Origin of the sequence: Hydrogenophaga sp. (genome assembly GCF_019635465.1) — a bacterium.
GTDB lineage: Bacteria > Pseudomonadota > Gammaproteobacteria > Burkholderiales > Burkholderiaceae_C > Hydrogenophaga.
Window position 1 is genome coordinate 84,239 of the sequence record NZ_JAHBZK010000002.1, and the last position, 19,421, is coordinate 103,659.

Genomic DNA, 19,421 nt, shown 5'->3' on the forward strand with positions numbered 1-19,421 from the left:
CAAGATGACTGACCTCAAGAAGGACGCCGATCCGAGCGCACCGGCGAGCGCACCGGCGAGCGCACCGGCGAGTGCACCAGTGAGCGCATCAGCGAGCGCACCCGTGAGCGCATCAGCGAGCGCACCCGTGAGCGCACCAGAGAAGACCAAGCGCCGCCCGGCCAGCTTCACCACCAAGCCCGCCGAAGGCCGCACGCGTCTGCACAGCGAAAAGACCTTCGTTGTCTACCACCGGTTTGCCGACGACTACAGGCTGGATCTCATGCTGCCCCCGGGTGTGGGTGAGCAGTTCGACGCCCTGAAGGAGCGCCTGAAAAGGGAGGGGGACGAGGAGAGGGGCGATGAGAGGGACGAGGCAGGGGCCGGGGAGGAGTCTCAACCCGACCCCGCGGAAAGTAGGGCACGCATTCGCAGGATCCGAAAGGAGGAGGAAGAACGGCGCCAGCTGGAGCAAAAGAAGCTTGCGGCCGAGCGCGCCGAGCGAGAAGAGAAAGAGAAGCAGGTAAAGATCCAGGCGCGCCTCAAAAGCATGGGGATTGACCCGGACCAGTCCGGATTCCGGAAACAGGTCGCCAAGCTGCCAGCTTCCCGGCGACTGCGGGTTTGCCGAGAAGACGACGTGCAGCGCATGGCGAGCACGGCGCAAAGCGTGGACTCGGACGTGAAGAACAGGAATGAGTCTGTGGGCTACCTGCTCAAGGCGAAAGGGCCCTGGCGGCGCCTGGGGGCGCCCGAGTCGGTTGAGGCCATCCTGGCGCTGCAGGACGATCACCCGCACTTCGGTGAGGTGATCCAGTTCGTGGCCAACCACGTGGCGCTGCAGAAGATGCGCGGTGAGGCGCCAGGGCAGCCGAGCGCGAAGCCCGAAACGGACGCCGAAGCCCGCGGCACAGGAAAGAAGGTTCGGGCAGGGAAGGGCAGGTCCAAGAAGGCCAGCAAAGACAGAGGCGCGCCAGGAGAGGAAGAAGTCTCGCCGCCCGTGCGCTTGCCGCCCTTGCTGCTCTTCGGCCCTCCCGGAGTGGGCAAGACCCATTTCTGCGAATCCCTGGCCAAGGTGCTTGGGGTTCCGGTGCGTCGCCACCCAATGGATCAGGCCGAAACCTCGTCAGCCCTGCTGGGCTCGGACATCACCTGGGGCAATTCCCGCTACGGGCTTGTCTTCGATCTACTGGGCATGGGCGAGTACGCCAACCCGCTGGTGATCCTGGATGAACTGGACAAGGCGCAGGTCATCAACAAGAGCTCGGGCGGGCTGTCCTCGCCAACTGGTGTGTTGCACTCGCTGCTCGAGCCGGTGTCGGCGGCCAATGTGCGTGATATCAGCCTGGATCTGGAGATGAATGCGAGCCAGATCACCTGGATCGCCACAGCCAACTACCCGTGGTGGGTGCCAGCGACACTGCGCTCGCGCTTCAAGGAGTTCCTGATCACGCCGCCGGATGCGGAGCAGGCGATTCAGCTTTCACGAAGCGTGGTGAAGCACGCACTGAAGGCGGCCGGGTTCAGAGAAGGGGAGCCGGACCGGCGCATCGTGGTGGCGCTTGCGCACTTGAGTGCGCGGGAGATCTACCAGGCAACACTGGGCGCGTCAGCCGCCGCGGCTCGCAGCGGATCAAATCTGGTGGCGGTACACCATCTGCCTCGCGAGGTCCTACTGTCCGATGTAGATGGCAATCGCGCAGCGACTTGGCTCCACTAGCAGGGCGCTCAGCCATATGACCTTGCATACGAAAGGTGTCATTCACCTTGGAGGCAAGAATTCTGGCTCCGGTAGTTGCGTGAGGCTTCGCACGAGATCATGATGCGTGCGCTCAAGGGGGAACTGTGCCAAGCGGAGAAGCGCAGACTTGGGGGTCCCATGGACGAGTCAGCAAAAGAAGAATCACCGTTGAACCTGTTGCCACTGCCCCTGGTGACGGTGTTTCTCGATTTCGATGGCGTTCTTCACCCGTTGGGGGCGCCAACCGAACGCTTGTTTGAGCGAGCGGATGTATTGGAGCTCACGCTCAAGGAACTGCCCAATGTGGAAGTGGTGGTATCCAGTACATGGGCGGCCTACCACTCACTTGCCCATATCCGAGAGTTCCTGGAAGTCTGGCCGACGCTGTATGAGCGCGTCGTTGGGGTCACCGCGCAGTGCCGGCAGCTCCCAAGTCACTATCCAGAAGTTCCCAGCCGAGAAACGCAATGCAGGGACTGGTTGATCGCGAACAAGCGCTCACTGTTGCACTGGTGCGCGATTGACGATGAACGATTGAACTTTCTCACTCACGAGCGGGTGATCTACACAAACTCCAAGAAGGGGTTTACGGCTTGTGATGCTCACAGGTTGAGAGAGCTGATTCACACGCTACGGCTCGGCTAAAGGTGTGCAGACTGCCAACTACTAGCGGATTCACCTTAACAGGGTGTATTCAAAGCCGGTAGCAGCCCAGTAGGAGCCGAATATGCGGGTTCCTTCACGAGTCGACCATGGTCTCATGCGTCCGAATTGAAGTGGCACTTTGGCATGCGTATGGGCACAGACAATATGTCAACCGCGCAGTGCCGGCAGCTCCCAAGTCACTATCCAGAAGTCCCCAGTCGAGAAACGCAATGCCGGGACTGGTTGATCGCGAACAAGCGCTCACTATTGCACTGGTGCGCGATTGACGATGAGCGACTGAACTTCCTCACTCACGAGCGGGTGATCTATACGAACCCGAGGAAGGGCTTCTCGGCGTGCGATGCTCACAACCTGCTCGAGCTGATCCGGTCGATCAGATCTGGCTAAGGCTGGTTCCAACGCCTGTTTCCCTACTTGGCTGGCTGGAACATGATGAGTCCCATCCCGAGCAGTGCGACCGCAACGCCTGTCACGTCCCAGGCCGTTGGTCTTACCTGGTCCACAACCCAAAGCCAGCCAAGCGCCACGCACACGTAGACGCCACCATAGGCCGCATAGACCCGCCCGGCCGCAGTTGAGTGCAAGGTCAGTAGCCAGACGAATGTGACCAGACTGAGTGCGCCGGGGATCAAAAGCCAGACCGGCTTTCCTTGTTTCAACCAAAGGTAGGGCAGGTAGCAGCCCAGGATCTCCGCGAGAGCGGTTGCAACGAAGAGCAGCAGGGTTCTCATGGAAGCATTTTGATCGAGGTAGCTCGATTCCCACTGAGAGCAGTGCAAGGTTCAGGTCGTAAGGCCGCTTGGGAGTCAACGGACCTCAGAGCTGAATGAACTTACCCAGAGAGCATTCATTCGACTTTCCGAGGTGCAGGACCGATGGAGGGAGCACGCGGCTGTCTGCGTCTCCTGCGTACTCTGACGGGTCGCGACGTTGATCTGCGTCAAATGGCCTGCGGAACCCGTGCCTAGAATAGAAATCATCCATCCATGATCACCATGGCACCGATCCGCCGACCCAGAACCTTGCGCCGAATCGCAACCGCGATGCTGGTGTTCTGGCTGTTTGCCATTGGCGTATCTTGGGCGAACGCCTGCGTCCTTCAGGAGCGGCAGACTCATGCTCACGCCGACGCGGGCAGCGACGCCCTGACGGCAGCCATCCTGATGGCGGGGCACGGGGGTGCCGTGCCCTCGCATGGCAATGACGCTGGGCCAGATGATCTGCTGTGTCTGGATCTCTGCGACGCCACGTTGCAGACCCGGGTGCAACCCGACGCCACGCCGGGTGCAGTCGACCTTACCCATGTGCCGCTGCTTCTGCTGTCGGCAGCGTGGACTTCGAGCGTCGCAAGTTTGGCGGACGATCCCGTCGCCGCCACGATGCCGATCCCAGCCGCGATCCCGCCGCGCACTCGCCTCTCGCGTCTGGCGCTATAGCGCCTCGTCTTCGCGTCCGTCCCGGAGCATGGGGCGGCGTGAGCACGCCCTTGTGCATCCCGTCGTCCTTCGCATGCCAACAATCGTTATCCGCTTGTTGCCCGCACGACACCGTACGCAGGTACGGCCACGACATTGATATCCGACCAGATCTTTCCGAATCACTTTCGTTCGACAGGAGCTTTCCATGACAACCGTTCACAAGATCACGATCATTGCTGGCGCAACGCTACCCCTGCTGGCCGCCTCGGCTTTTGCAGCTGGCAATGACGAACATGACACCCATCACCCTGCGGCATCGGCTGCGCAGCGCGTGGCCCAGGCGCAGCAGGTTCCGCAAGGCATGGGCATGTCCGGTACGGCTACAGGGTCCTCTGGCTACGCCGAGCAGATGAAGGCCATGCAGGCGATGCACGACAAGATGCTTGCGGCCAAGACGCCGGAGGAGCGAAATGCGCTGATGGCGGAGCAGATGAAGCTGATGCAGGACGGCATGGCCATGATGGGTGGCATGGGCATGGGCATGGGCATGGGCATGGGCATGGGCATGGGCGGCGGCGCAATGGCGGGCGGCAATCGTCCCGGAGCCGCACCCGCTCAACCTGGCGACATGGCGTCGCGCCAGCAGATGATGGAGCAGCGAATGGACATGATGCAGTCCATGATGCAGATGATGATGGACCGTATGGCGCCGCCACCTGCAAGCAAGTGAGGGGCAACAGATGAGCTACGGTTTCCACTGCGACCTACCCGACAGCGAATTTGATGCGGTCGTCGAGCGCGTTGTCGAGGCGCTCAAGGTCGAGGGCTTCGGGGTGCTGACTGAGATCGATGTGCAGGCCACGATGAAGGCCAAGCTCGGTGTCGACGGCCGTCCCTACCGCATCCTCGGCGCCTGCAACCCGCCCTTGGCGCACCGCGTGCTGATCGCAGAACCCGACATAGGGCTGCTTCTGCCGTGCAACGTAATCGTGCGAGAGGAGGCCGACGGCCGCCTCGTTGCCGGCTTCATGGATCCGGTGGCCGTGCTGCAGCTCACCGACGACCCCGAGGTCGCCAAGGTGGCTATCGAAGTTCGCGCACGGTTGCAGCGCGTCCGCAGCGCCCTCATGGCGCCGAACCAAGGTTGAAGGAGATGTATATGTATTACGACGGCGGATGGTTCATGGGCGGCATGCACTTCCTGTGGTGGATCTTCTGGGTCGGCATCGTTGCGGCATTTGTCTGGGCACTGTGGGGTCGGACGGGTGAGCGCACGAGCGATGCGGGTCGCATGACTGGGCGGCGCGAGACGCCGCTCGAACTGCTGCAGCGGCGCTTGGCCAGCGGCGAATGCACACCCGAGGAGTACGAGAAACGCAGGGCGCTTCTGCAACGCGATCGCGCGGCAGGCCCTTGACATTGACCCGTTGTCAGGGTCTACGCTGAGTACGAGCAATCGAGCTCCGCGAGGCATCACGAAAGGACGACACGATGAATACGCATGACCACTCGCACGGTTCCCTGCAAGGCCTAGATTCGCGGCCTGCCCCAGATATGAAGCGGTCCTCCTCGAGCCTGGGCAGGCCGCTGAAGACGGCCCTGCTGATGGTGGCGCTGGTGGGCGGCTTCTACCTGCTGCGCGAGCACTGGAATCATGTCGCTGGCAACTGGATCTACTTGCTGCTGCTGGCCTGTCCGCTGATGCACCTGCTCCTCGGTCATGGGGGCCATGGCGGGCACGGCGGGTATGGTGGCCAGAGCGCCGGTCCACGCAACGACAGCGACAAGGGTTGAGACCATGGATATGCCCCAACAACGCCTCCGTGACCACGACGAGCGATCGACCGGACAGGTCGCAATCGATGCCGTGACGACCTATACGTGCCCGATGCACACGGAGGTCCAGCAGGATTCCCCCGGCAGGTGCCCGAAGTGCGGCATGTTTCTGGTGCCAAAGGATCAGGTCTCGGCCGACGCCCATGCTGTTCATGGCCATGCAGGCCATGCGCACCACGATCACGCAGGTCACGGTCAAGCCGCGCATGCCGCGTCGACACCTGCCAAGGCAACAGCGGCCAGCGCCTATGACAAGGTGCCAGCCGACTGGCGCGGCAGCGTCTACACCTGCCCCATGCACCCGGAGGTGCGCCAAACCGGGCCCGGTGCCTGCCCACTGTGCGGCATGGGACTTCAGCTCGAGGGCGTCTCGGCCGCGGCTGACGAAGGCCCGAATCCTGAGCTCGTCGACTTCACGCGCCGCCTTTGGGTTGCAACTGTGCTGACGGTGCCTTTGCTCGTGTTGACGATGTCGCCCTTGTTCGGCATCACCGCAGTGCGCAACTTTTTCGGTGAGCACAATGCAATGTGGATCGAGCTCGCGCTTTCCATACCAGTGATCATGTGGTCCGGCTGGCCCTTCTTCGAGCGCGGCTTAACCTCATTCCGCACGTGGAATCTCAACATGTTCAGCCTCATCGGCATGGGCGTGGCGGCGGCGTTCATCTACTCGGTGGTAGCGCTGGTCGCGCCAGGAATCTTCCCGGCCGGATTTCGCGACCCAGCAACCGGCACGGTTGGCGTCTACTTCGAGGCCGCTGCGGTCATCGTCACACTGGTGCTGCTTGGCCAAGTGATGGAGCTTCGAGCTCGGGAAGGCACCGGCAAAGCGATTCGCGCGCTGCTCGACCTTGCGGCAAAGACTGCGCGCGTGATCCGCCCCGACGGCACCGAAGAGGAGATCCCGCTCGAGCAGGTGCAGGTCGGCGACCACCTGCGCGTGCGCCCGGGTGACAAGGTGCCGGTGGACGGCACCGTGGTCGATGGCCGCTCTTCAATCGACGAGAGCATGATCACCGGCGAGCCGGTACCGGTGGAAAAGGTGGCCGGCGACAGGCTCACCGGCGCCACGCTCAACGGCACCGGCAGTCTGGTGATGGAAGCCACGCGCGTTGGCGCCGACACCCTGCTGGCGCAGATCGTGGACATGGTGGCCAGCGCGCAGAAGAGTCGTGCGCCGATCCAGAAGTGGGCCGACATGGTGGCTGGCCGCTTTGTGCCGGCCGTGATCGGCGTTGCGGTGCTCTCCTTCATCGCATGGGCGATCTGGGGCCCGTCGCCGGCACTGGCCTACGCACTGGTGTCGGCCGTAGCCGTGCTGATCATCGCCTGCCCCTGCGCGTTGGGGCTGGCAACGCCGATGTCGATCATGACCGCTACTGGCCGTGGTGCACAAATGGGTGTGCTGATCAAGAACGCCGAGGCGTTGGAGCGCTTTGAGAAGGTCGATACCCTGATTGTTGACAAGACCGGCACGCTCACCGAGGGCAAACCGAAGCTGGTGGTAGTGATGCCGGAGCCGGGGCACGACGAGGCCGAAGTGCTGCGCCTGGCCGCGACACTGGAAAAAGGCTCGGAGCACCCACTGGCTGAGGCCATCGTTAAGGGTGCCGAGGAGCGTGGCGTCAAGCTGGTCGAGGCGCAGGACTTTGAGGCGGTCACTGGCAAGGGCGTCAAAGGCCGCGTCGACGGTAAGTCGGTGGCATTGGGCAACCTCAAGCTGGTCAAGGATCTTGGCCTCGACGGCGCGGCGCTGTCTGCCAAGGCCGATGCCGCACGCGACGAAGGCCAGACGGTTATGTTTGTGGTGCTCGACGGCGCCGTTGCCGGTTTGGTGGCGGTGGCCGACCCGGTCAAGGCAAGTACGCCGGAGGCCATCAAGGCCCTTCACGCGCTGGGCCTGCGGGTCATCATGGCCACCGGCGACAACGAGCGCACGGCCAGGGCGGTCGCCGCGCGTCTGGGCATCGACGAGATCCGCGCCGACGTCCTTCCTCAGGACAAGGCCCGCATCGTCCAGGAGCTGCAAGCCCAGGGGCGCAAGGTGGCGATGGCCGGCGACGGCGTCAACGACGCGCCGGCGCTGGCGCAGGCCGACGTGGGCATCGCAATGGGCACCGGCGCAGATGTGGCCATCGAGAGCGCCGGCTTCACGCTCGTCAAGGGCGACCTGACCGGCATCGTGCGCGCACGGCGTCTGGCGACCGCGACAATGAGGAACATCCGCGAGAACCTTTTCTTCGCGTTGATCTACAACGCCGCCGGGGTGCCGGTGGCCGCGGGTGTGCTCTACCCCTTCATCGGCCTGCTGATCGGGCCGATCTTCGCGGCCTTCGCGATGAGCGCCTCTTCGCTGTCGGTGGTGCTAAACGCGCTGCGGCTTCGCTCGGCGCGGGTGTAAAGGCAGGGCCGTGGACATCCTCGCGCACGCGCTCTGCGCTCTGGGCTGGCCTCGGCACCACCTGGCCGGCACGGCGGCGGCGGGACGTCACGTGCAGGACCTCGACGGCGACCATGGCGCTGGGCGCGCTGCCCGGCGTGATCCACATGCTCCCGGTGCTGGCGTGGTGGGCGCCGGCAAGTGGAGCGCCGTACTGGCGATGGCCTTGGCGATGCAAGACCACGAACCGGTCATACCGGGTTGTGGGACTGGGTAGTCTCACGCCATGCTTTGCACGACCTGTGATGGCGCAATACCTGCGGGAGTGACTGTGGTTCTTCGGTCCAGTAGGCGCACGCTGTACCTGCCGCTGCCAGGCTTGTGATCGTTTATCGTGGTGGGGACATTGAAGGTCTGCGCCAAACAGGCTGGGGGCCAAACCGCGGCCGATCCAGTCGAACTGGTGCCGCACTGTTAATCGCATCAGAATGGAGCTCCAACCCCTGCTGAACTTGCTCCCCTCACGCGCTGGGGACCGGAGTAAGCCGCCGCGCAGCCCCGCTCTCGAGGGAGTCCCACGACACTGGATTGCACATCAAGAGGTTCAGTCTTCGGAAATCGAGGATGCCCCCAAGATCTGGGTATGTCTATCGCCGTTCGCGCATCAGCCGGTATACCACTGGCACCACGAACAATGAAAGCAATGGTGCACTGAGCATGCCTCCGACCATTGGGGCAGCAATTCTCTGCATCACCTCGCTGCCAGTTCCCGAACTCCACATGATGGGCAATAGGCCTGACACGATGGTAGCCACCGTCATGGCTTTCGGGCGCACGCGAAGTACCGCACCTTCACGGATCGCATCCAGCAACGACTGTGCGTCAAGTTGACCCGCATTGACTCGCTCCTGCCATGCTTGCTTCAAGTAGACAAGCATGATCACGCCGAACTCGGCTGCCACGCCGGCCAGTGCGATAAAGCCAACGGCACTCGCCACCGACAGGTTGTGTCCCAGTGCCCACAAGAGCCAAACCCCGCCCACCAATGCGAACGGCAGTGTGGCCATGATGAGCAGGGCCTCGTCGAACCGCCGAAAGGTAATGAACAGCAGCACGAAGATGATCAGCAATGTGAAGGGAACCACCAGTTGCAGTTGCGCGGCTGCACGCTCCAGGTACTCAAACTGCCCCGACCAGGAAATCGAATAACCAGCGGGCAAGGCTACGCTGCTCGCCACCGCGCGCTGCATTTCCAGCACGGTGCTGCGCAGATCGCGCCCGCGCACATCGACGTAAACGAACCCCGCCAGACGCCCGTTCTCGCTGCGCAGCATCGGCGGACCACTGGAGATGCGCAGATCGGCCACGTCGCCCAGCACCAGACGTTGACCATCGGGCGCCACCATGGGCAGGCTGCGCAGCGCGGGTAGGGAGTCGCGCATGTCGCGTGGGTAGCGTAGGTTGATGCCGTAGCGTTGTAAGCCCTCCACCGTTTCACCGATGACCTGTCCGCCAATGGCACCTTCCACCACGGCTTGCACGTCGGCGATGTTCAAGCCGTAGCGCGCGGCACGCGCACGGTCAATGTCCATGTCAATGTAGCGGCCGCCGGCCACGCGCTCTGCCAGGGCGCTGCTCACGCCGGGCACGGTTTTGACGGTCCGTTCCACTTCGGCCGCGAGTTTCTCTATCGTCGACAGGTCGGGGCCGGCCACCTTCACACCCACCGCGCTCTTGATTCCGGTGGCTAGCATGTCGATGCGATTTCGGATCGGTGGCACCCAGATATTGGACAAACCGGGTACACGCACCGTGCGATCGAGTTCCTCCACCAGCATGTCCATGGTCATGCCGGGTCGCCACTCGTCGCGCGGCTTGAAGCGTACGGTTGTCTCGAACATCTCCAGCGGAGCCGGGTCGGTGGCGGTCTCCGCGCGGCCTGCCTTTCCATAGACGCTCTGGACCTCAGGGATGGTCTTGATGAGCCGGTCGGTCTGCTGCAGCAACTCGGCCGCCTTGCCGATGGACAAGCCGGGCAAGGCGGTGGGCATGTAGAGCAAATCACCTTCGTCCATTGGCGGCATGAACTCACTGCCCAGTTTGTGCAGGGGCCAGGCGGTTGCCAACAGCAACATCGTCGTGAGTGCCAGCGTCAGCTTTGGCCAAGCCAGCACCGCCTCGAGTGCCGGACGGTACAGCGCAATCAGCGCGCGGTTGATTGGATTTCTGTTCTCGGCAGCCACCGGCCCGCGGATCAGGTACCCCATGAGCACCGGGATGAGGGTCACTGCCAGGCCTGCAGACGCCGCCATGGCGTAGGTCTTGGTGAAGGCCAGGGGCGAGAACAGCCGGCCCTCCTGAGCCTGCAGCGTGAACACAGGAATGAAGCTCAGCGTGATCACAAGCAGCGAGAAGAACAATGCCGGACCCACCTCGGCCGCGGCATCCCCCATCAGCTTCCAACGCGCTTCGCCGCGCAGCACTTCCCCCGGGTGTTCGTGTTGCCAGCGCTCCAGCCACTTGTGGGCGTTCTCGATCATCACGATGGCCGCGTCCACCATGGCGCCGATGGCGATGGCAATACCGCCCAGCGACATGACGTTGGCGTTGATGCCCTGCTGCTGCATGACGATGAAGGCCACGAGCACGCCCAGCGGCAAGGTGACGACGGCGACGACAGCGCTGCGCAGGTGAAATAGGAACGCCAGGCACACCAGGCCCACGACGAGGAACTCCTCCATGAGCTTGGTGCGCAGGTTATTCACCGCGCGCCCGATCAGGTCGGAGCGGTCGTACACCGGCACCAGCTCCACGCCCGCGGGAAGGCTGCGTTGCAGGTCGGCCAGGCGCGCTTTGACCGCCGCAATGGTGGCGAGCGCGTTCTCGCCGCTGCGCATGACCACGATGCCGCCAGACGCTTCGCCTTCCCCGTTCAGCTCGCCGACGCCGCGGCGTGCCTCGGGGCCGATCTGCACCTGTGCCACATCGCCCAGGGTGACCGACACACCAGCGGCCGTGCCGCGCAAGGGAATGGCGCGAAAGTCGTCGAGCGAGCGCAGATAGCCGTTGGCGCGCACCGCGTACTCGGCCTCACCGAGTTCGAGGACCGAACCACCAGCCTCCTGGTTGGCGCGCGAGACCGCATCACTCACATCCCGCTGCGTGATCCGGTAGGCCGCCAACCGGTCGGGATCGAGCACGATCTGGTACTGCCGCACCATGCCCCCCACGCTGGCCACCTCCGCCACGCCAGGCACGGTCTTGAGTTCGAAGCGCAGGAACCAGTCCTGCAGCGCGCGCAGTTGCGAGACGTCCTGCTGGCCGCTGCGGTCGACCAGTGCGTACTGATAGATCCAGCCCACGCCTGTGGCGTCGGGCCCGATGGAGGAGCGTGCCGCCGTGGGCAGGCGGGACTGGACCTGGTTGAGGTACTCCAGCACGCGCGATCGCGCCCAGTACAAATCGACGCCGTCCTCGAACAGGATGTAGACGAAGCTATCGCCGAACATGGAGAAGCCGCGCACTGCGCGCGCGCCCGGCACCGACAGCATGGTGGTGGTCAGCGGGTAGGTGACCTGGTTTTCCACAATCTGCGGCGCCTGACCGGGCCAGCTTGTGCGCACCACGACCTGCGTGTCCGACAGGTCGGGCAGCGCGTCCAGCGGCGTACGCAGCAGGGCGATCGTTCCCCAGGCGGCGGCGATGAGCGTGCCGATGAGCACCAGCAGCCGGTTCGCGATGCTCCAGTGGATCAAGTGGGCGATCATCGCGGTGCTCCCGGTGCCGCGCGCCTGAGATCGAGGATCAGCGGCAACTCGCCGTCTTGCTCGCGGAACTCAACCTGCACGCGCTCGCCAGTCACCAGGTTTCGCGGTAGGCGGTCGGGCGGTGGCAGGCGGAAATCCATCACCATCGCAGGCCACTGCAGCGAGGCGATCGGCGGGTGGTCCAGCGTGATGAGCCCGTCCTTGAATCCTGCGATGCGTGCTTCGGTGCGATGGGCAGCGCCAACCGTCTGGACGGGTTGGGCCTCCTGGTTCAAGCGCGCTTGCAGCCCTCGCAGGCTGGCTTCCGAGTCGACCAGGAACTGCCCAGAAACCACCACGCGCTGGCCCACCTGCAAACCGGCCAGCAACTCCACTTGGCCATCGGATTCGCGGCCGAGTTCGACCTCCACCGGTCGAAAATGTCCATCTGCTTCGGCCAGCATTACCACGTTGCGTTGGCCGGTTCGAATGAGAGCATCGCTCGGCAGCAGCAGGCGTGTCTCTCCTTCCTCGGAGTGAAAGCGCATTTGCGCAAGCTGTCCCGCTACCAGTCGCTCGCGTGGGTTGTCCAGCACGAGCCGGGCGCGCTGCGTGCGCGTGCCGGCGTCAAGCACGGGCAGCAGGGCTTGCAGTTCCCCCTTGAGGGTTTCGCCGGGAAGTGCTGGTGTGGTGGCAGTCACGGCCATACCCGCGTGCAATCCGGCTGCCTGGCTTTCGGGGACCTCGGCCTCTGCCCAGACCTGGCGCGTGCCTTGCAGGCGCAACAGGGGCATGCCGAGTGTCACCGTGACGCCCTCGCGCACGAGCAGTTCGCTGACGAATCCAGCGTGCGGCGCGCGCAGCGTCAAGCGCGGTTGCAACTGGCCAGCGCGCACCACCGAGTCGATCTGTTCGTTTGACATGCCGGCCTGTCGCATGCGCACCAGCGCGCCTTCACGCAGCGACGCCGCCCCCGGCCCCTGCATGCGCAGGGCGGCAAGGTAGTCTTCTTGCACGGCCACCCAGTCGGGCACGTACAACTCCAGCAGGGGCGCACCCCGGGCCACACGGTCCAGCTCCGCGCGTACGTGCAGCCGCTCCACAAAGCCGGTCGCGCGCGCGCTCAGCAGGGTTTGCTCGCGCTGGCTCCAGGCAATGTTGCCCACGGCCAGCACTTCGGTCTTGAGGCGCCCTTCGCCAACCACCACCGTGCGCAAGCCCAGGTTCTGCTGAATGCGTGAGCTCACGTTCACGCTGCCGCTGTCAGCGCCCTCGCTGCCGGCGTAGCGGGGTACCAGCATCATGTCCATGAAGGGCGATTTGGCCGGTGCGTCGAATTGCCTTCCAGGCACCATGGGGTCGTGGTAATACAGGATGCGCCGGCCCGTTTGCGGATCCTGGTCGCCGGCTTTCAGGCCATCGCGCAGGTGGCGCCGGGTGGCCGCTTCGCCCTGAGCGATGCTCCACTGGCCAGGATCCTGTGGCGCACCGGCCGAGGTTGAGTCGACCAAGGTCTGCGCCGCAGGCCCAACGCCTTGTCGGCCCACCCACCAACCGACCATGGCCACCGACACCAGAACCAGCGCGCCGATCAACCAGCGCACCAGGCGATGCAAAGCATGGGTTTTCATGGGCGATCTCCCGCGGCTGTGACCAACTGACGTGACGAAGGCAAGGCAAAGGCCAGCGCGGACCATGCGCGCGCGGCGGAAAGCTCCACATCGATGCGTTCAAGCGCCAGCGCCAGGGCGTCCTGCTGGGCTTCGATGACCGATGCCATGGGTTCCTGACCCGTGCGGTAGGCGGCGAACACCGCCTGCACACGTTGGCGCGCCAGGGGTTCGCGTTGGCTGTCGATGAGTTCGCGCCGGGCCAGTGCCGAGCGCCACTGCGACCGCCAGGTCTGAAATTGCCGCGCCAGTTCGCGCTGCACGTCCTCAGCCTCTGCTTCGCGCGCATCGGCCTCGGCCAGGCGTGCGGCCAGCTCGCGATCCTGCCGATGTGCCCGGTCCAGCGTGAGCGGAATCGACAGGCCCACCGAAACCATGTCGGTGTAGCGCGAGCCCCGCCGGCTGTACATGAGCTCGACGCTCCAGTCGGGCGATCGCTCTGCATCAGCCAGACTGGCCATGGCCCGCGTGGCGGCTGTTCGGGCCTGCGCGACCAGGCCCTCAGGGTGCTGAGTGAGCAAGGTGGTGTCTGTGGGCAATTCGGTATCGATCGCTGGCGCCTCGGGCAGTTGTTCGGGCACGACTTGCGTCCAGCGTTTCAACGCCGTACGCGCTATCTCCTGCTCCTCGATTGCTGCAAGCAAAGCCTGTTGCAGCCGCAGCCCATCATCGCGCGCCGCGATCAGCGCGCTGGCGCTGCCACGCCCACCACGCCACGCTGCCTCGGCGGCCAGCAACAGATCGGCGGCGTGTATGGTCTGCGCCTGAATGGCCTGGCGGCGCAGGCCCGCAGCGCGCAGGTCCCACCAGGCCCAGGCCGCCTCACGGCGCGCAGTGGCAGCCTGCGCGGCGGCCTGGGCAAGCTGCGCGTCGGCCTGTCGATCACGTTCGGCCCGGCGCGCCTCCCGCTTGCCGCTCGACGGCAGGGCCTGTTCGACTCCGACCGAGCGCATGGTCATGAAGTCCCGCGTGGTACTCCAGCGGTCGGTGCCATTGACAGGCAAGTTGTTCAGCGACAGCCGCAGCATGGGGTCCGGCCGGGTACCGGCTTGAACGGCCAGCTCGCGAAGCGCGCGGGCTTCGCTTTCGCTTGCCGCCACGGCGGGCGAGCGCATCTGCGCGAGGGCGACCGCTTCGTCCAGTGTCAGGGCATGGAGGACCGGGGAACCGGACCAGAAGAAAAGTCCCGCCAGGGGGGGCAGTGCGGCGCGCAGCGCCCCGCGCAGCCCATTGCGGCTGCAAGGTGAGGAGACCATGGAAAACCTCCGGAGATATGGCGAAAAAGGCGGCGCGCGAACGCGCCACCGCTGAGTGCGAAAGCCTCAGCCCGCCGTGGGCGGTCGCCAGATACCGGAGGGATCGAAACGGGGCGCCTGCCACGCTGGCCAGGGCGGCGTTGGCCAAGTGAGAGGAGAGGGCAGGGCCGGGATGAAGGTGGTCAGCGCGGGCCAGACGCTGGCTGGCATACACACGGTTCCGGCCTGGCAGGCCAGGCCGGTGCGCGCCCAGGTGGCGAAGTCGTTGCAACAGTCGCTGCTGGCGTCAACCATGCCGCCGTCACCGGCGTCTGCTTCGGTGGCCATGGCTTCCTCGCCCATCGCGCAGGGCATGCTCCACGAGCCCGTGCTGGCCAGGGCCTGCCAGGGCAAGGTCATCAAGAGCAGGAGGGCAATCCAGCGACGCATCCGGGAATGCTAAGGCATTTGAGGAGCCCGCGATGAGGCACCCGATGCGCCAACCGAGGTCAAGGCTTGATGGCCTTGATCGACTCGACCAGCATCTGCCCCTTCTCGTTGACGGCGGTGAATTGCACCTTGTCGCCCACAGCGATGCCTTCGAGCATGGCCTTGTCGCGCGCGGTGAAGACCATGGTCATCGGCGGCATGTCCATATTCTTGATGGCGCCGTGTTTGAGGGTTACCTTGCCGTTCTCTTTGTCGACTCGGCGCACCTCGGCGTCGACCATGGGCAGATCCTGGGTCATGCCCATCTTGCCGTGGTCCATGGTCTGAGCCATCGCAGGTTGGGTGAATGCTGCCAGGGAAAGACTGGCCACCGCGAGAATGGAAGTGAGTTTCATGTTCTTTGTCCAAGTGGTTGAGAGGAGCGGAGTGACTTACTTGGCCACGACTTTGATCTTGCCGACCATGCCGGCTTCGTAGTGGCCAGGCAACAAGCAGGCGAAGTCGAACTCGCCTGCGCGGTTGAATCGCCAGACGATTTCGCCGCGCTTGCCTGGGGCGACGTGAGACATGTAGGGCTCATCGTGCTCCATGCCGGGGAACTTCTTCATCAGTGCGGCGTGTTCGTCGAGCTCCTGTTTGGTACCCAGCACAAACTCGTGCATCACCTTGCCCGAGTTGGTGTGGACGAAACGCACCGTTTCACCTTCCCGCACTTCCAGCTTGTCCGGCGTGAAACGCATGGCGTCGGTCATACCGATCTCAATGGTGCGACTCACCGCCTTGGCGTTGCCGGCAATGCCCCAGGGCTTTTGCTCCATCTTGACCGGTCCGGCCTTCTTGTGCTCCTCGTTGCCATGGGCGCTCGCGAGGGTGGTGATCGAGGCCAGTGACAGGAGCAGGGCCGCAGTGCGAAGTTTCATGAATGACTCCAGAAGGGTGAGATGTCGTACGAACGGAACTGAATGCGAGGCATCAGTGGTGCTTGGCGCTGTGCGAGGGCTTCACCGCCGTTGCGTCGGCCTTGCCGCTACTACTGACGGTGGTCGAACGTGGCGCGGTCGGAGTAGCGCCTGACCACTCATAGGCAACGGTGCCTTGCGGAAACTTGTAGGGGCCGGGATCTTTGTAGTCTCCCGGCTTCTGGTCTTTGCGGACCTTGAACACACTGAACATGCCGCCCATTTCGATGGGACCGAACTGGCCGGTACCGGTCATCATGGGTGCTGTGTTGTCAGGGATGGGCATCTGCATCTCGCCCATGTCGGCCATGCCTCGCTCGCCCATCACCATGTAGTCCGGCGCCACGCGCTGGATCTTGTTTACCAGACCACGGTGGTCCACTCCAATCATCGTGGGTACATCGTGACCCATGGCGTTCATGGTGTGGTGGCTCTTGTGGCAATGGACGGCCCAGTCGCCTTCTTCGTCGGCAATCAGCTCGATCTGGCGCATCTGACCGACTGCTACATCTGTGGTCACCTCGTACCAGCGCGTGGAGGGTGGCGTGGGTCCACCATCTGTGCCGGTCACCAGGAATTCATGGCCGTGCAAGTGGATGGGGTGGTTGGTCATCGTCAGGTTGCCCACGCGGATGCGCACGCGATCGTTCAGGCGCACGTTGAGGGTGTCGATGCCCGGGAAGATGCGACTGTTCCAGGCCCAGATATTGAAGTCGGTCATGGTGTTGACCTTGGGTGTCTTGCTGCCGGGCTCGACGTCGAAGGCGTTGAGCAGGAAGCAGAAATCGCGGTCGACGTCGCTGATGTGCGGATGCTTGCCTTTGGGGTGCGTGACCCAGAAACCCATCATTCCCATGGCCATCTGCACCATCTCGTCCGCGTGTGGGTGGTACATGAAAGTGCCGGGGCGACGCGCCTCAAATTCGTAGACGAAGGTCTTTCCCACTGGAATGGCGGGCTGGTTCAGGCCACCGACGCCATCCATGCCGCTGGGCAGGCGCTGGCCGTGCCAATGGATGGTGGTGTGCTCGGGGAGCTTGTTGGTTACGAAGATGCGCACGCGGTCGCCTTCAACGACCTCAATGGTCGGTCCAGGGCTTTGTCCGTTGTAGCCCCACATATTGACCTTGAACCCGGGCGCCATCTCCCGCACCACGGGCTCGGCCACCAGGTGGAACTCCTTCACGCCATTGTTCATGCGCCAGGGGAGGCTCCAGCCATTGAGCGTGACCACCGGGTTGTATGGGCGTCCGGTGTTGGGAACCAGGGGCGCCGCCGTGTCAACAGAGGTCTGGATGACGGGCTCGGGGAGGGCGGCCAGCGCCGATCGTGCAACGGTGAGACCGGCCATGGTGGCCGCGGCGCCCGCAAAGAATTGACGTCGATTGCTCATTTTTTGGATGGTTTGTTGGGTTCAATGTCCGGCGGCAGCAGCGCCCTCACCGGCGGATGCGCCCGGCGTGACGAAGGAGGTGGGTTCTCCGCCTTGAAGTACCCACAGCAGGTCGGTTTCCGCGAGCCAGTAGTCGCGTACTGCGTTCACGGTGTTACGTTGCGCTTGGGTTCGGGCCTGGACCTCGGCTAGCAGCTCCCAAACGCTCTTGAGCATGCCGTTGTACTGGAGCACGCTCTCGTCGACGAGAAAATTGCGTTGGACCATCACCTCATTTCGGTACGCGCGAGCGACGCCCAACGAGGCCTCCCACGCACCAACGGCGAGACCAAAGTTGATTTGTGCCTTGGATTGATTGACGATGGGAAGTTGAGCGGAGATCTCTCGCAATTCGGCATCCAGGCGCTCGGCGCTTGGTAGGTCCTTGGGCAGATCGGGCAGTGTCTCGGGCAGATCCAACCGCTGATATACGCCGTTGAGGCGCAGCAGTTTCAACAGCGCTTGTTCCGACTGCCCCGCGGCGACACGGGCCTGGAGTAGAGCCGTCTTCTCAGCAGAGAGCCCCAACTCAACGCGGCTTTGCTGGTAGGCACTCCAGTTGCCCACCTTGACCATGCGACGCCCCAGTTCGGTGGCTGTCTGCGCCGCGTCTAGAGATTCCTGTTGCAGGCGCAACGCCTGTTTCGCGGCAACAGCGTTCAGCCATGCCTTACGGGCATCCACCGCAACGTCCAACAATTCGTCGAACCCGCCCACGCGACGTTGGTGACGCGCATCGACGTCCAACCATTTTCCTGCTGCAATGCGGTCAGTGTTCTCCTGGCCCAGGCGAGACATCACGCTGCGAAGTTCCAGGTGTGGCTTCCAGGCCGCTCGAACAACGCTCTCCATCGTGGGTAGCGGGAAGCCGGGTTCGAGCTTCGGCTCGGCAACTGGGGCAGGGGCGTTCTGCGCCTCCCACTTGAGGATGTCGGCGTGCCCTCGTTTGAACTGGCCGACCGCGTCGTTCGCAGAGCGCCAGTCCGACGACTGTTCGGCTGCGGTGCTTTGAGCGGCAACCAAGCCCGCGGACGCCATCGCCGCGAGGAGGACCAACCCCTGCGTTTTCCATCGAACTCTCTTCACGTGGACTCCTTTGCTGATCGATGGGGGCATTGTTCTGAATGCCCGCACACAGGCGTCTGTCCGTTTCATTACAGAGTTGTCATGTTGGGCCTGCACAAGCGGCGTGGCAAACTGCCCTTGATTGGAGATTTGCTGCGTGAAGATCCTCATCATCGAAGACGAAGCCCACACGGGCGAATACCTCAAGCAAGGGCTGAGGGAGGCTGGATACTTCTGTGAGTTGGCCCGCAACGGTGTCGACGGATTGCACGAGGCCACCGAGGGCGACTACGGCCTCGTGATCCTGGATGTCATGTTGCCAGGCATCGACGGTTGGTCTGTGCTGAGCTCTTTGCGGCGCAAGAAGAGCCAGTTGCCGGTGCTGTACCTGACCGCCCGAGATAGCGTGGAGGATCGCGTCAAAGGCCTGGAGCTGGGCGCCGACGACTACCTGATCAAACCGTTTTCGTTCTCCGAGTTGCTTGCCCGCATTAAGACGCTGCTAAGGCGTGGCGGCCAAATTCAAGATACGACGTCCTTGCAGATCGCAGACTTGCAGCTGGATCTTGTCCGTCGCCGCGTCACGCGGTCAGGTCGGCGCGTAGACCTGACCGCCAAGGAGTTCGGGCTACTGGAGCTCTTCATGCGACGCCGCGGTGAGGTTCTTCCTCGGACGCTGATTGCGTCACTGGTGTGGGACATCAATTTCGACAGCGACAGCAATGTGATCGACGTGGCCGTGCGGCGACTGCGCGCCAAGATCGACGATGGCTTCGACACCAAGCTCCTGCAGACGGTGCGAGGCATGGGCTACGTTCTCGACGAACCCGATCACTGATTGCAG

The 19,421-nt window shown here is 63.8% G+C and carries 19 protein-coding genes; 10 read left to right on the top strand and 9 right to left on the bottom strand.

The window, feature by feature from the left end; genetic code table 11:
• The first annotated feature begins 127 nt into the window (after positions 1 to 127).
• From KF871_RS02075 to KF871_RS18745, 3 genes are all read left to right on the top strand, one after another.
• Complete coding sequence (locus KF871_RS02075) at positions 128 to 1,699, top strand: AAA family ATPase (protein ID WP_291137608.1); 1,572 nt, start codon at positions 128 to 130, stop codon at positions 1,697 to 1,699.
• A gap of 159 nt (positions 1,700 to 1,858) precedes the next feature.
• Positions 1,859 to 2,365 (top strand): HAD domain-containing protein, encoded by a 507-nt coding sequence (locus KF871_RS02080; protein WP_291137611.1) that lies wholly within the window; start codon positions 1,859 to 1,861, stop codon positions 2,363 to 2,365.
• A 165-nt stretch (positions 2,366 to 2,530) separates the two neighbouring features.
• The gene (locus KF871_RS18745) at positions 2,531 to 2,773 is read left to right on the top strand and encodes an HAD domain-containing protein (protein ID WP_367171996.1); all 243 of its coding nucleotides are present in this window, start codon (positions 2,531 to 2,533) and stop codon (positions 2,771 to 2,773) included.
• A gap of 23 nt (positions 2,774 to 2,796) precedes the next feature.
• Here the strand turns inward: KF871_RS18745 and KF871_RS02085 are convergent, their stop codons facing one another.
• The gene (locus KF871_RS02085) at positions 2,797 to 3,117 is read right to left on the bottom strand and encodes a YnfA family protein (protein WP_291137613.1); all 321 of its coding nucleotides are present in this window, start codon (positions 3,115 to 3,117) and stop codon (positions 2,797 to 2,799) included.
• Positions 3,118 to 3,372: 255 nt separating this feature from the next.
• Here KF871_RS02085 and KF871_RS02090 point away from each other — a divergent pair, with 255 nt between their 5' ends.
• From KF871_RS02090 to KF871_RS02115, 6 genes are all read left to right on the top strand, one after another.
• Positions 3,373 to 3,822: a hypothetical protein gene (locus KF871_RS02090; RefSeq protein ID WP_291137616.1), complete on the top strand. Its 450-nt coding sequence runs from the start codon at positions 3,373 to 3,375 to the stop codon at positions 3,820 to 3,822.
• 187 nt (positions 3,823 to 4,009) lie between these two features.
• On the top strand, positions 4,010 to 4,534 hold the full coding sequence (locus KF871_RS02095) for a hypothetical protein (RefSeq protein WP_291137619.1): 525 nt from the start codon (positions 4,010 to 4,012) through the stop codon (positions 4,532 to 4,534).
• Between the two features lie 10 nt (positions 4,535 to 4,544).
• The gene (locus KF871_RS02100; protein WP_291137621.1) at positions 4,545 to 4,952 is read left to right on the top strand and encodes a DUF302 domain-containing protein; all 408 of its coding nucleotides are present in this window, start codon (positions 4,545 to 4,547) and stop codon (positions 4,950 to 4,952) included.
• An 11-nt stretch (positions 4,953 to 4,963) separates the two neighbouring features.
• Positions 4,964 to 5,221 carry an SHOCT domain-containing protein gene (locus KF871_RS02105; RefSeq protein WP_291137623.1) on the top strand — a complete coding sequence of 86 codons (258 nt, stop codon included), beginning with the start codon at positions 4,964 to 4,966 and terminating at the stop codon, positions 5,219 to 5,221.
• Positions 5,222 to 5,358: 137 nt separating this feature from the next.
• A complete protein-coding gene (locus KF871_RS02110) occupies positions 5,359 to 5,598 on the top strand; it encodes a DUF2933 domain-containing protein (protein ID WP_291137625.1) in 240 nt (79 codons plus the stop codon).
• A gap of 4 nt (positions 5,599 to 5,602) precedes the next feature.
• Positions 5,603 to 8,041: a copper-translocating P-type ATPase gene (locus KF871_RS02115; protein ID WP_291137628.1), complete on the top strand. Its 2,439-nt coding sequence runs from the start codon at positions 5,603 to 5,605 to the stop codon at positions 8,039 to 8,041.
• A 626-nt stretch (positions 8,042 to 8,667) separates the two neighbouring features.
• Here the strand turns inward: KF871_RS02115 and KF871_RS02120 are convergent.
• From KF871_RS02120 to KF871_RS02155, 8 genes are all read right to left on the bottom strand, one after another.
• A complete protein-coding gene (locus KF871_RS02120; protein WP_291137630.1) occupies positions 8,668 to 11,787 on the bottom strand; it encodes an efflux RND transporter permease subunit in 3,120 nt (1,039 codons plus the stop codon).
• Positions 11,784 to 13,397, bottom strand: a complete 1,614-nt coding sequence (locus KF871_RS02125) for an efflux RND transporter periplasmic adaptor subunit (RefSeq protein ID WP_291137633.1) — start codon at positions 13,395 to 13,397, stop codon at positions 11,784 to 11,786. The genes KF871_RS02120 and KF871_RS02125 overlap by 4 nt, the downstream gene beginning before the upstream one ends.
• Entirely contained in the window at positions 13,394 to 14,692 is a 1,299-nt protein-coding gene (locus tag KF871_RS02130; protein ID WP_291137635.1) for a TolC family protein, read from the bottom strand. The genes KF871_RS02125 and KF871_RS02130 overlap by 4 nt, the downstream gene beginning before the upstream one ends.
• A 66-nt stretch (positions 14,693 to 14,758) precedes the next feature.
• Positions 14,759 to 15,121: a hypothetical protein gene (locus KF871_RS02135; RefSeq protein ID WP_291137637.1), complete on the bottom strand. Its 363-nt coding sequence runs from the start codon at positions 15,119 to 15,121 to the stop codon at positions 14,759 to 14,761.
• A 59-nt stretch (positions 15,122 to 15,180) separates the two neighbouring features.
• The gene (locus KF871_RS02140; RefSeq protein WP_291137639.1) at positions 15,181 to 15,516 is read right to left on the bottom strand and encodes a copper-binding protein; all 336 of its coding nucleotides are present in this window, start codon (positions 15,514 to 15,516) and stop codon (positions 15,181 to 15,183) included.
• A gap of 36 nt (positions 15,517 to 15,552) precedes the next feature.
• A complete protein-coding gene (locus tag KF871_RS02145) occupies positions 15,553 to 16,041 on the bottom strand; it encodes a cupredoxin family protein (RefSeq protein ID WP_291137642.1) in 489 nt (162 codons plus the stop codon).
• A gap of 52 nt (positions 16,042 to 16,093) precedes the next feature.
• The gene (locus KF871_RS02150) at positions 16,094 to 17,473 is read right to left on the bottom strand and encodes a copper oxidase (protein WP_291137644.1); all 1,380 of its coding nucleotides are present in this window, start codon (positions 17,471 to 17,473) and stop codon (positions 16,094 to 16,096) included.
• Between the two features lie 21 nt (positions 17,474 to 17,494).
• Complete coding sequence (locus KF871_RS02155) at positions 17,495 to 18,748, bottom strand: hypothetical protein (protein ID WP_291137646.1); 1,254 nt, start codon at positions 18,746 to 18,748, stop codon at positions 17,495 to 17,497.
• On the opposite strand from KF871_RS02155, the gene KF871_RS02160 reads away from it, so the two are divergent.
• Positions 18,735 to 19,415 (top strand): heavy metal response regulator transcription factor, encoded by a 681-nt coding sequence (locus KF871_RS02160; RefSeq protein ID WP_070400928.1) that lies wholly within the window; start codon positions 18,735 to 18,737, stop codon positions 19,413 to 19,415. The two genes, KF871_RS02155 and KF871_RS02160, sit on opposite strands and share 14 nt — an antisense overlap.
• Positions 19,416 to 19,421 lie beyond the last annotated feature (6 nt).